General features: G+C 67.0%; 8 protein-coding genes. 2 read left to right on the top strand and 6 right to left on the bottom strand.

From position 1 onward, the window contains the following. Positions 1 to 53 precede the first annotated feature (53 nt). Positions 54 to 995 (bottom strand): NAD-dependent epimerase/dehydratase family protein, encoded by a 942-nt coding sequence (locus LZC95_23480; GenBank protein ID WXB00214.1) that lies wholly within the window; start codon positions 993 to 995, stop codon positions 54 to 56. A gap of 39 nt (positions 996 to 1,034) precedes the next feature. Continuing rightward, the gene (locus tag LZC95_23475) at positions 1,035 to 1,973 is read right to left on the bottom strand and encodes an acyltransferase family protein (protein ID WXA99764.1); all 939 of its coding nucleotides are present in this window, start codon (positions 1,971 to 1,973) and stop codon (positions 1,035 to 1,037) included. Between the two features lie 54 nt (positions 1,974 to 2,027). Here LZC95_23475 and LZC95_23470 point away from each other — a divergent pair, with 54 nt between their 5' ends. After that, entirely contained in the window at positions 2,028 to 2,912 is an 885-nt protein-coding gene (locus LZC95_23470; GenBank protein ID WXA99763.1) for an LD-carboxypeptidase, read from the top strand. Here LZC95_23470 and LZC95_23465 read toward each other — a convergent pair whose 3' ends face one another. From LZC95_23465 to LZC95_23450, 4 genes are all read right to left on the bottom strand, one after another. After that, positions 2,913 to 7,703, bottom strand: a complete 4,791-nt coding sequence (locus LZC95_23465; protein ID WXA99762.1) for a hypothetical protein — start codon at positions 7,701 to 7,703, stop codon at positions 2,913 to 2,915. A gap of 70 nt (positions 7,704 to 7,773) precedes the next feature. Beyond that, a complete protein-coding gene (locus LZC95_23460; protein WXA99761.1) occupies positions 7,774 to 9,327 on the bottom strand; it encodes a serine/threonine protein kinase in 1,554 nt (517 codons plus the stop codon). Positions 9,328 to 9,558: 231 nt separating this feature from the next. Beyond that, positions 9,559 to 10,443, bottom strand: coding sequence for a hypothetical protein (locus tag LZC95_23455; GenBank protein WXA99760.1), 885 nt, complete (start codon positions 10,441 to 10,443; stop codon positions 9,559 to 9,561). After that, on the bottom strand, positions 10,440 to 11,129 hold the full coding sequence (locus LZC95_23450) for a HEAT repeat domain-containing protein (protein WXA99759.1): 690 nt from the start codon (positions 11,127 to 11,129) through the stop codon (positions 10,440 to 10,442). Before LZC95_23450 ends, LZC95_23455 begins: the two co-directional genes overlap by 4 nt. A 78-nt stretch (positions 11,130 to 11,207) precedes the next feature. Here LZC95_23450 and LZC95_23445 point away from each other — a divergent pair, with 78 nt between their 5' ends. Further along, positions 11,208 to 12,023: a M23 family metallopeptidase gene (locus LZC95_23445; GenBank protein ID WXA99758.1), complete on the top strand. Its 816-nt coding sequence runs from the start codon at positions 11,208 to 11,210 to the stop codon at positions 12,021 to 12,023. The last annotated feature ends 1 nt before the right edge of the window (position 12,024 follow it).

Genomic DNA, 12,024 nt, shown 5'->3' with positions numbered 1-12,024 from the left:
CGAGCAGGACCTTGGATGAGCCGACGTGCTCCGACGTTTCGCGTTCGCCGCGTTCAGCGATCCGAATCCACCGCCCGCACGGTGTTCTCGATGGACTGCTGCGCGTGGAAGCCCAAGATTTCCCGCGCGCGGCGGTCGTCGACCATGCACACGTGACGGATGTGGTCGAGCTCCGGGGCGGGGAAGGTGGTGAGGCGCAGCGACCAGAGGCGTTTCAACACGGAGCGCCCCACGGAATAGGGAACGGGGATGCTCGGCCGATCGAGCAGCTTGATGATGCGCGAAAGGGGCAGCGGATCCGGTCCCGCGATGTTGAACACGCCGCGCACCCCGGGGCGGATGGCCAGGCGGATGGCCTCGACCACGTCCCGCTCGTGGATGACCTGCACCATGGGGTCGTAGCCCAAGAGCGTGGGGATGGTGGGCAGGCGGAGGAAATTCGACGGCGCATTGCGGACCGAGCCGAGGATGTGCACCGGCCGCAGGATGACCGTGTCCGTTTCGGGGTGCTTCCAGAAGAAGCTCTGCGCGAGCATGTCGACCTCGATGAGGTCGCGAATTTCGCCGAAGTTGGCCCCGCCCAGGAGCGGCGCCTCCTCGCTCAGGAACTGCGGATTTTCCGGCTGCGGGCCATAGACGTTCGCGCTCGAAAGCACGATCAGCTTGCCGATGCGGAAGTGTGCGACGTACTCGAGCAGCTTGGCGAAGCCGGCGACGTTCCACGCGTGGTGCTCCCCGGAGGACGCACGCGGGTTGTGCATGATGCCCAAATGCACCACCGCCGAGATGGGGTGCGCGCGAAAGACGTCCTTGAGCTTTTTGCGGCGGATGTCGACCTGCTGATGGATGACGTCCTTCGGCTTGTCCGGGAAGGCGCGCCGGTCGACGCCGATGACCGTGCGCTCGCGGTGCAGCACGCGGGCGAGCCGCTTGCCGAGGCGCCCGCAGATGCCGGTGATGAGGATGGCGCCTTCCTCCCCCGCGGGAGGATGCAGCACGAACGAGCCCGACGGCGTTTTATCGCGGTCCACGGATCACCAAAAGACGCTGCGCCGCGCCTTGATGCCGCGGTTGAGCATGGATTGAATGGTGGCTTTGACGAGCCACACTTTCTCTTCGATCACCGCGTCGTCGTCGTCGTGATCGCCGGTGAAGTGCATGGGTTCGCCGAAGTAGACCCGGTATTTCGTGGGCAAGGGCAATTGCCCGCCCGGCAGAAGGAACTGCGGAATGACCGGGAACGATGGCATTCGCAATAGCTTTGCAACCGTATCCAGGTTGCCAACGGAAATGTATTGCTCTTCGCCGCCGATGACCGCAATCGGGATGATCGGCGTCTTCGTCTCGATGGCCAGGCGCATGAAGCCCAGGCCGAAGTCGGTGAGCTGGTAGCGGCGGTCGAACGTCTTGGAGATGCCGCGCGCGCCCTCCGGAAAGACGAGCAGCGCTTCACCCTGTTCGAGCAAGCGGCGCGCGTTTTCCGGAACGCCGACGACCTGGCCCACCCTCGGAAACAAAGTCGAAACGAAGGGAATCGACTGCGACCATTTTTCGACCATGGCGCGGACGAAACGCGGCGGTTCGACGTCCATGAACATGGTGGCGCCGATGATCGCGCCATCGATGGGGATCTGCCCGGAGTGGTTCGCGATGAGGAGGACGCGACCGGTCGGCACTTGGTTGGCGCCGTAAACGTCCGTGCGGAAGTAACGCCGGTGGAGAAATGCCGCGGAGGCAAGCGCGTATTTCGTCCAGCCCGGATCGAGCCCGAAGGGGTCGACTCCCGAGGAGCCGAGCGACACCGGCACGCGTTGCAATCGCTCGGTGAAGTCCTCTCCAAGAAGGGACGACATCCAGGAATCGAGCGTTTCCCCCGCGGCCTCGCGCACGCGACGCGCCCAAGGCCATGCGGCCCGCGCTGCCGATCCAATGCGCACGAGGGCGCTGGAAGCTTGTTCGTTGTTCGCTGGCACGTCCATGAAGTAACAAAGATCGACCGCGAGAGGGAGAGACAGGTACGATGCACCATGCGTTTCACCCGACCGGCAGCCCTCGCGCGCGGCGATCGTATTGCCGTGGCGGCACCGGCAAGCGCGTTCGACCGATCTGACTTCGACCAAGGCCTCGCATGGTTGGCCGAGCGCTACCGCATCCGCACGGTGCTGCCCTCGATCTACGAGAAGCGCGGGTACCTTGCGGGTGACGATGCGCGCCGCCGCGACGAGCTGGCGTCGGCCATGCTCGATCCGGAGGTGAAGGCGATCCTCATGGCCCGGGGCGGGTACGGTTCGATGCGCATCGTCGACCAGCTACCGTGGGACGCATTTCGCGCGCAGCCCAAGTGGATCGTGGGTTTCAGCGACATCACGACGTTCCATGTCGAGGCGACGCGTCTGCGCATTGCCTCGCTGCACGCCTCGCACGTGAACGCCGTCGGGCGGATGTCCGAGCCGGCGCGCGAGGAGTTTCAGCGGGCTCTGGAGGGCAAGGCTCCGCCGCTGCATTTCCCGAGCTTGCACCCCATTGTCGCGGGCGATGCTGCCGGCGTGCTCGTGGGCGGGAACATCGCGCTGCTCGAGGCGATGGCGTCGGCGGGGCGGCTCGATCTTCCGGAGGGCTGTATTCTGGCGCTGGAGGATACGAACGAGGCGCCGTATCGATTGGATCGCATGCTCACGTCGCTGCGTCTGGGCGGGTACTTCGCGAAGGCCTCGGCCATCGTCTTGGGCGAGTTCACCGAGTGCCCGACGGGGCCCGATGGCGTGACGTCCATGGAGGCCATGGTCTCGTGCCTGGATGGCTTGGGCATCCCGGTCTATTCGGGCGCGCCGTTCGGGCATGGCGAGATCAACACGGCCTTGGAGTTCGGCATCGAGGTCGCGTTGCGTGGGGGCCAGCTCTCGCAGGTGTGATCAGGTCGAGTGATCGTCCGTGAGTTCTTCCGCGGGGAAGATCTCCAGGCTGTCGTCGTCCTCTTCATCGGTCTCGATGGGGATTTCCACCGAGGGCCCGCGGTAGGGACGCGCCCTCGATTGGTCCATGAAGTCGACCGAATTGACCTCGATTTCGCTCGGCGTGAACTCGTCGGCCGCGGCGAAGGTGTCGATGGGAACGCGCGGCGTAGGTCGGGCTGCACCTGACAGCTTGCGCCGGAACTTGGGATCGGGACGCGTGATGTCCGCCTCGACGGTGGGCGAGCTATCGGGATTCGCCGCCGGCGGGGGAGCCGTCAGCGGCCCCGTGTCGGTCGACAACGCGGTGTCGTCCGGCGGCGCGTACGACTCGATGCTCACGCCCGGTTCCGGCTTTTTCAGCATCTTCGACTTGGCGCGCTCCAGGCCATCGAGGGCCTCGGGATCGTTGGCGCGCATGCGCAGGACGCGGCGCCAAGCATCCGCGGCCTCCCGCGGATCCTGCAGCTGCTCTTCCCACATCCGCGCGACCCGGCGTGCGAGTTCGGCGCGGGTCTCGATGTCCTTGCCGCGCAAGATGAGGTCCTCGTACAGCTGCACGATGGCGCGGTAGTCCCCGAGCTCGCGCAGCAGGGTGGATAGCTGCTCCACCACGCCGCGATCGCTGGGGGACAGATCGTGAAGCTTCTTCAGATCCGCCGCCGCGCCGAGCAGATCGCCAAGGTCCTCCTGGCGAAGGCGCGCGCGCCGCACGAGAAGCTGCCGCACCAGCGGTCCATCGAAGACCTCGGACAGCGCGCGTGTGAAGACGGCGTCGCTGCGAGAAGGGCTCTGGACTTCGCGCCCGAGCGCCTCCACGAAGTCGAGCGTGATGGCATCGACCTGCGCGATGAGCGCATCGCCCAGCAGCGAGAAGGCCAGGTCGATGTCGCCCAGATCGAGCCGGGCGATTTGCGCGGCGCGCCGCAAAAGCGATGCGCGCGTGCGCCCGCCATCCCGCGCTCCCGTACCGCCGCGCGAGAGCGCCAGGATGAGCGCGCGCCGGAGCTGCTCGCCGCCGGTCGCACGATCGCCCGCCACCGCGAAGTCCGAAACCACGGCCAGCGTCTCGGCCGAAGGCACACCGGAGAGCGCCAGCTCGAGGAACGCTTGCGCGCGTTCGAGGTTGTCCTTTGCCGAGGCCACTTGCGCCGCGCGCGCGAGCGAGCGAACCCGATCGAGCGGTGCCCGCGCGCGTGCAACCTGCCGCTCGTAGACCTCGATGACGTCGTCGGCGGTGCCGGCCAATGCGGCGAGCCGCTCCACGAGTGGTTCGGCGTCGTCGAGCGATAGATCGACCAACCCCGGTTCGCTATGGGCAATCGCCTCCGAGTACGGCACGCCGGCGCGGACCGCGATCTCCGCTTGGCGCGTCAACTCGACGGCTCGCGGCCGGCCGGTGAGCTCGCGCACCAGGATCTCCTGCGCCAGCACCAGCGCGTCGAGATCGCCCGCCTTCACGGCGAGATCCTCGAGGGTTACGGCCAGGTCGCGATCGGCCACTTTGCTTCGCGCGAGCTCCACGGCCACGCGCAGCGCTTCCTGCTCGCGTTCGAGGTCCATGAACCGCGCGAAGGCACCGCGCAGGGCGGTGGTGCGTTCGGGCGAGTGCCGCGCGGCGTACCACCACTCGACGAGCTTGGTGGCGACGATGCCCTTCCACCCCATGTGGTCGCCCAGCTCGACGTAGGTGCGGCGCAGGTCTTCATCGCCCTGATCGCAGAGCTCGGTCAGCACGGCGAGTGCTTCCTCGCCGCGATCGAGCTGGTGCACCAGGACCTGGGCGAGCTTCTTCGTGAGCACGCTGGTCTCGCTGACGTCGCCCTCGACCTCGATCCGCTGGGCGAGGAGATCGGCGACGCGCGCCCAATCGCGGACCCTTTCGCAGAGGAGACAAAGCCGGTTCAGCGCGTCGAAGTCCTCGGGATCGACGGTGCGCAGTACGTCGAGCGCGCGGATGGCATGCTCCGGTTCGTCGATTTTCTCGTACAGGCGCGCGAGCCGCGCGGCGATGGGGCCGCGATCGCTCCGCAGCACCGACGTCTTCTGCCCCGCCTCGAGGTTCGTGACCAGTGTCAGCTCGCGCTCGAGCGCGATGGCCGCCTCGCGGTAGTTGTCCCGCGCTTCCTCGAGATCGCTGATGGCTTGCAGCGCCGGGCGGCAAAGTGGATCGAGGTCCGACAGCACGGCCTCGTAGCGCGCGATGGCCGTGTCGGTGTCGCCGACGCCGTCGGCCAGGAGCTCGGCCTCGCGCAGGGCAATGCGCACTTTGTCTTCGCGCTCGGTCGCGACGCCACCGAGGCGGCGCAACAAGGTGGCCGCCTCGTTGTGATCCTCGCGCTCGATGGCAAGATCGATGAGCTTTTCCAACGCTTCGCGGTCGTCGCCATCCTCGAGGACCTTGAGCCATTGGTCGCGCGAGAGCTCCCGCTCCATGAGCCGCGCCGCGTACAGATTGGCCGCCTGCTTGCGCAGGGCCACACGCTTGGCTTTGTCCGCAACACGGCCGCCGCGGCGGGCCAAGAACTCGACCAGCTTGGTCCAGTTCTCCTTGGAAATGTAATGCTCGCTGAGCAGCGACGCATAATCGTCGTTCGAAGGATCCAGATCCGAGGCCTGCTCGACCCGCGAGATGGACTCGGCCTCTTTGTTCGCGCGGGTCATGAACTCCGCGGCACGAGCCAGGTGCGCGGCATGCGCCTTGGCCTCGGTGGAGAGCAAGGCTCGCTGATCGGCCGCCGCCGCCGCTTCCTCCCAGCGCTCCACACTGACGAAGCACTTTTCCGAGAGCTCCCAGAGCCGCGCGCTTCGATGCAGCTCGGCGGCGTTGGCGTAGGCCTCGCCCGCGCCGAACGCGTGCCCGAGCTGCTCGCGCAACTCGCCCAGTTTTTCCAGCAGCGAGCCGCGCGTCCCCGGATCGATCACCGTGCGCACATTTTCGGTGATGACCTGCGTGGCCGCATCGACGCGCTCGGCTTTTTCGAACAGGCGCACCGCGGTGGTGATGGCGCGGTCGTCGTTGGGGGAGAGGTGCGCCACCCGCGCCCAGGCCTCCGCCGCGCTGCCGACGTCCTGCCGCTTTTGCTCGTGCAGCGCGGCCAGCTTCTTCTCGAGCACGACCTTCTCGGCCACCTCGCGCGCGGCCGCCGCCTCTTGCTCGAGGACATTGGCCATGTCGTCCCAGCGCTGCGTGCGCTCCAGCAGCCGCATGAGCGACTGACGCGCATTCTCGTCCGTGCGATCGAGCGCAATGAGCTGCTTGTACGCGGCCACCGCACCATCGACATCGCGCAGGTTGCCCTCGGACAAGCCGGCCACCTCGCGCAAGCGTGCCTTGCGGCTCTCCAGCACCTCCGGCACCGCCGCCGCCGACCCGAGCGCGCGCACGCTCGCCAGAAGCACGTCGCGGAGCTGCGCATAGTCGCGCTGCGTGCGAAGGTAGTCCTCGACCCATGCCAGCGCCTCGGCGTGGGCGGGGTCATTCTCGAGCGCCTCTTTGTACTTGGCCAGGGCCTCCGGCTTTCGCGCGGCCTGGGCGAGCTCTTTGGCCACGCGAAGCACGTCCTGCAGCGGACCCCGTGCCGAGGGCGAATCGACCGGCGCCGGGGCCGCCGTCACGGGAGGCGGCGAAGGCGAGGGGGCCACGGCAGCCTCCGCGGGCGGCGGTGGCTCGGGTACTTTCTCATGCGTGGCCGCATCGTCTTTGACGGGAGGCGCCTCGGCCGGCGCGGCGGCTTCGGCCGCCATGGCACCTTCGGGGTTGGCCTTCAGGTACGCCGCCTGGCGCGCAGGAACGTCGTCCTCGCGCTCCAGGGCCTGTGCATAATACATGTAAAGCTGGAACGCTCGATCCTGCCCAGGCTCGATGTCCAGCGCCGCGCCGGCATACGCGAGGCCGTGCTCTCCGTTGTACGACTCGGCGAGGCCGACCAGGAGTTCCACGGCCAAGGTGCGCTCGGCATCGGCCACCTGCTCACCGGCCTGCACGCGGTCGACGACCGACGACGCCAACTCCTGCGAAAGCTCCGGATCCTCTTCGTCGAATACGCGCGCGCGCATCAACGCGCCCGTGGCCCCCGCAAGATCGCCTGCGCGCTGGCGGGTCTGCGCCTCGTCCCGAAGGAGCGCCACCTTGCGCTCGGGATCGTCGACCAGCGAAAGCTCCATGTCGTAGAGCAGGTATGCGTCGTCCCACTGGCCGTGCGTCTTGCACAGCTCCCGTCCGCAATAGATGGCGTACGCGTTCGTCGGTTCGAGCTCGATCGCTTTGCGAAAGCTCTCGATGGCCTTCTTCGGTTGCGACAGGGGCGCTTCGCTCCACAGGCGCCCGAGTTCCTCGTGCATCTGCGCGAGCTCCGGCACGAGCTCCGGATGGTACGGCACGAGAGGCGCGAGCGCTTTCGCCCTTCGATCGAGAAGAGCCGCCAGCCCGCGCACGTTCTCCTTGTCGCGGTAAAGTTGTGCGAGGCGCTCGGCGGCGAGGCTCTGCGTCGGATCGCGATCGACGGCCTCCATCAGCACGCGCGCTGCGCGATGTGCATCACCCAGCGTTTGCAGCCAAACGTTGGCGGCTTCACTCAGCCAATGACTCGCGTACGCCGGGTCGAGTGTGAGGCTCCCGACCTTCTCCAGTAAGAGCGCGTACGCCTTGGGGTCGTTGTTTCCCGAGTCGTGTGCGGCGGCGAGGGCCTCCTCGTCGTGGGGATTTTGCACGAGACGCGCGACGAGCGTCTCGAGGTCAGCGGCATCCATGACAGAACGGCTATGCTACCAAGTTTTCTCGGTTTTCAAAACGCCGAGCCTACTTCGGTTGCATATCGAACTACTCGAGGATGCCGTAGCGTGAGCTCGCGCTGGGTGCGGGTGGCGTTGCGCTCTTGTTCGTCGATGACGTGGTACCGGCGGTGTTCTGGTTCGACGATCCACGCGATGGTCGACCGCTACCCACTCTATCTACTCTATGAGGAGGTGGAGCGATGGGCAGGGCGAGGTGAGTCTGCGCGCTCGCATCCGTGTCCTTCGCACTCGCCGAGTCCACGGCACTCGCGGAGCTTGCGGAGCTAGCCGCGGAGGCCACGGCACTCGGGTCCGACGATGACATCTCGCTGGTCGAGGGCGCGCTGGCCGCGGGGGCGCTGGTGGTGTCGATGGCCGGCCCGATGGCGTTGACGCCCTTCGTGGCCGTATCGGCATTGCGTGCGCGCACGAACATGACCACCACCAGGACGGCGAGCGTCAACAGCGCAATGAGGCCGCCGATGAATCCGCGCGAGCGACGGCGATCGTGCGAGGCCGAAACACCCGCGATACCGAGGCTGTCGTCCGCCGCGGCCATGGTGGGTACGGACACACTGGCCAGCGAGACCTGCTGCACGCCACTCGAACTCGCGGCTGCGAGCGGCGCGCTTTCGAATGCGCGCGCCAGATCGGTGGCCATCTGATCGGCGGTGCCCGGACGATCGGCGGGGTTCTTCGCCAGCACGCGCATGATCGCCGCGTCGATCTCGGGCGGGATGCCCGCGTCGGGCGCAACCTCGCGCAGAGGACGCGGCGGCGTCTTGATATGGCGCGCCATCACGATGATGGCATCGTCGTCCGTGAAGGGCGGGCGCCCCGTGAGCATGTGGTAGAGGAGCACGCCCAGCGAATAGAGATCGCTGCGTGCATCGAGTGGCTTGGCCTGTGCTTGCTCGGGCGACATGTACCGCGGCGTCCCGAACACCGTACCTGCCTGCGTCTCGATGGCGTTGATGGGGCCCATGCCCTCGCCGAGCATCTTCGCGATGCCGAAGTCGACGACCTTGACGATTTCCTCGTCGTTACCGCCGTGCATCACCTTCGCGTAGAAGAGGTTGTCCGGCTTGAGATCGCGATGGACGATGCCCTTGGCGTGCGCCTCGGCGAGCGATCGCAAGGCTTGCTTCGCCGTATCGAGCGCCAGGGGAATGGGGAGCCTCTTGAGTCGCGTGAGGCGTTGTCCGAGCGACTCGCCCTCGAGCAACTCCATCGCCAGGAAAAGCTCACCGCTCGATGCCTGCCCGAAGTCGAACACGGTCACCGTGTGCGGCGACACCAAGGCGCTGTTGGCGCGGGCCTCGCGCAAAAAGCGAGCTTTGCTCGCCTCGTCCACGGCGCGGTCGCTGCGCAGGATCTTGATCGCGACGTCGCGTTCCATCCCATGTTGGCGCGCGCGGTACACGGTGCCCATCGAGCCGGCGCCGAGGCGCGTGAGGAGCGTGAAGCGTCCGTCGAGCGTGCGACCCACCATGGGATCGTTCTGCGCCTCGAGCCACGTGCGCGCGGAGATCAGCGGTGTCCGATCCTGCGGGCAATGCGAAGGAATCACATCCGTCTCGGGGAACGTCAGCCGGCACATCGGGCAGAGGTATCCCGTGACCGAGCGGAACGAGGGTCCCGGGGTTGACTGCGGGTCAGGTGGAGCAGGCTGATGGGACGGCGTCGGCACCTGAGTGCAATCGTCGCGCGGAGAAAGGCTGCGCGCAAGCTCGCTGGAATGGAGTTTGTTTGGGGTCACGCGGAAAGTTCCGAGGCTACTTGAGTGTGGGCAGGATCCTTCCTGACGAAAGGTGGGCGTATATGGTATACGTTATGCGCGTCGATATCCTGCCGCGCATCCTGCGATGACAGTGAGCTCGAAAAGATCTCCCCCGCTCCAATATTTGTCGATGGCGCTTTGCGCATAACGCAGCGGCTTGTTGAGCGCGATTCCCAAGCTCTGTTCCAGCTCGGGAAGAACCAGGAGCCGCATGGCCGCGTCGGAAATGAGCGCCTGGCCGTTGGCGAAGGTGAGGGTGACCGTCTTGGTCGTCACCGTTACTTGCTCGAAGCCTGCGCGCGAAAGCTCGTTCGCCAATCCTTCCGCGCCGGGTCGGAGTGAGGCCGCACCGGTGACGGCCGCCTCCACGTCGGGCGCGTCGTGTTTGAGTGCGTACTCGCGCAGAAGATCGCCCAGCTCCGTGAACGAACCGCGGAGCGGCACCGCGAGGACGACTTGTGCCGTCGGCCAGAGGATGCGCCGGTATTCGGCGAGCAAACGTGCGCGATCGCCGACGCTCCCTCCCGGGTGCACGGTGATGCCGTGCGAGAACCAGCCATCGGTGAACGGCGTGGGCAGCGACGGCACGACGGTGTACTCGCCATCGGGGCGCGAGGGGGCACGCGCGATCGCGTCGGCCGAAGGATCCGTACCGTAGATGCGCGCGCCCGGGAGCACGCGCCGGATCCCTGCGTCGAGAAAGCCCGTGCGCGCGCAGAGGTGCACGACGCGCGCGGGCTCGCTGGCCTGCGCCACATCGGCGATGCGCGTGCGCGTGAACGACGGATGGTGCTCGAGGTGCTCGAGCGCGAGCTGCACGAAAGGCGCGAGGTAGGTCGAGACGGCAGGGCCATCGAACTCCGCAGCTTGCTCTGCGGACAGCCCTTGATCGATCCGACGAGGGCCAAGGCTCGGCGGGTCGATCGTCTCGGTCATCGTCCTTTGGGCTTTCCGCCGGGCGAGGCCGGCCCGGCCATTTGCCGCAGGAGATCGCGTGCCTCGGACGCGAGCTCGCCGATGGTGATGCGGCCTTCTTCTCCCGTCTCGTCCTCGAGTTGGACGGTGCGGGTGTCCTTCGTGAGCGGCGCGAGCATGCTCACGCTCGCAGGGTCACCATATTCGACCAGGGCTTCCACCGCGGCGGCGACGGAGTCAGGATCCGGGTGCGTGAGGAAGCGCCCCAGCAATTTGAGCACGCCAGGCTCTTGCACTTCGGCCAACAGATAGGGGAGCTCGGAGAGCGCGGGATCGCCCGGCTTCATGCGCTCGAGCGCGCGCTCGACGCCGAGGGCGACCTCCTTGAAGCGATCGTAGGCATGCTCTTGCAGGGCTTCGCCCGCGGCGTGGCGAGGCTCGGGCTCGTCGCACCCGAGGATGCGGATGAGCAGATCCACGGTTTGCGGTCCTTCGAGATCGCTCAGCAATTCGGCCGCACGCGTGAGCCGGAGCTGCAGCTCGCTGCGGTCGGAATTCGCCAGCGCGAAGGCTTGGTCGACGGCCGTGGCGATGCTGGCCACGAGCGCACCATGGTTCTGATCGAGCAGCGATGCGTGCGTGCGTCGGACGGCACGCTCGGCGTCGAAGAGCTCTGCAATGAGCTTTTCTATGTCACTTTTTTGCACGCTCCCCCATAACACAACGATGCGCGGGAATGCGAAGTTGTGCCGTACGGTTCCGCCGTTCCGCTGGTTAAGCTCGATATGAAATTTGCAGTTGGTGCTCTTTTCGTGGTGGTCACCACATCGCTGGGTGCGGCGGCGGGCCCGCTTTCGCCGCTGCGCATTCGAACGGTCGACGTGCCGCGTACGCCGGGCGATCCCGTCGAGACCGCGTGCGCCGAGGGCATGCTGCCCGATGGCGAGGCGTGCGTGCATCTGCCTGCGGAAGACGAGGCCGAGGATGCCGTCATCGCGAGCAATGCGCACCGCGAACGCAGCGGCCGTTGGGCCATTTACGATCAGATCCCGCGGCGTCCCGAGCGACCGGCCGACTACGAGCTGTATCGGTATCCGGTGGCGCCCGGGCTCGCCGGCGGAAGGACCGTGGTGAGCGGTTACGACTTGGATCGGCCCAACGAATCGCAACGGCGTGGGGCCACGCTGCGGGCGACGGGCCATGGCGGCGTGGACCTTCCGGGGCCGCGCGGGACGGAGATCAAGTTGGTGGCGCTCGAGCACCAGCAGGGCGACGCCGACGTGGTGTTCGTGGGGCAGCTTTTCGGCACCAGCGTGGTCACCCGTCACACGATCCGCGAGGCGGGGCAGCTGCGCGATTACGTCGTGCTCTACGGGCACCTGGCATCGGCGGCGCCCGGGCTCGTGGCCGGTACCACGGTGCGCGATGGCGATCTTCTCGGCTTCATGGGCGACACGGGGTCGCCGGAGCTGGTGCACTTGCACCTGGAAGTGCGCCGCGTTCGCGACGGCTTGGACATCGCGACCAAGGCCGGCGGGCAGCTCATGGAGAGTGCGGTCAGCATCGTCTGCGATCCGCGCAACGTGCTCCCCTTCAAATGAC

This window comes from Sorangiineae bacterium MSr12523 (genome assembly GCA_037157775.1).
Classification (GTDB): Bacteria; Myxococcota_A; Polyangia; order Polyangiales; family Polyangiaceae; genus Pendulispora; species Pendulispora brunnea.
This window is presented reverse-complemented; position numbering and strand designations above follow the sequence as displayed.

Coding starts and splice junctions, on each gene's coding strand:
- LZC95_23470 (WXA99763.1), top strand. CDS start 2,028: ATGCGTTTCACCCGACCGGCAGCCCTCGCGCGCGGCGATCGTATTGCC.
- LZC95_23465 (WXA99762.1), bottom strand. CDS start 7,703: ATGGATGCCGCTGACCTCGAGACGCTCGTCGCGCGTCTCGTGCAAAAT.
- LZC95_23460 (WXA99761.1), bottom strand. CDS start 9,327: ATGTGCCGGCTGACGTTCCCCGAGACGGATGTGATTCCTTCGCATTGC.
- LZC95_23455 (WXA99760.1), bottom strand. CDS start 10,443: ATGACCGAGACGATCGACCCGCCGAGCCTTGGCCCTCGTCGGATCGAT.
- LZC95_23445 (WXA99758.1), top strand. CDS start 11,208: ATGAAATTTGCAGTTGGTGCTCTTTTCGTGGTGGTCACCACATCGCTG.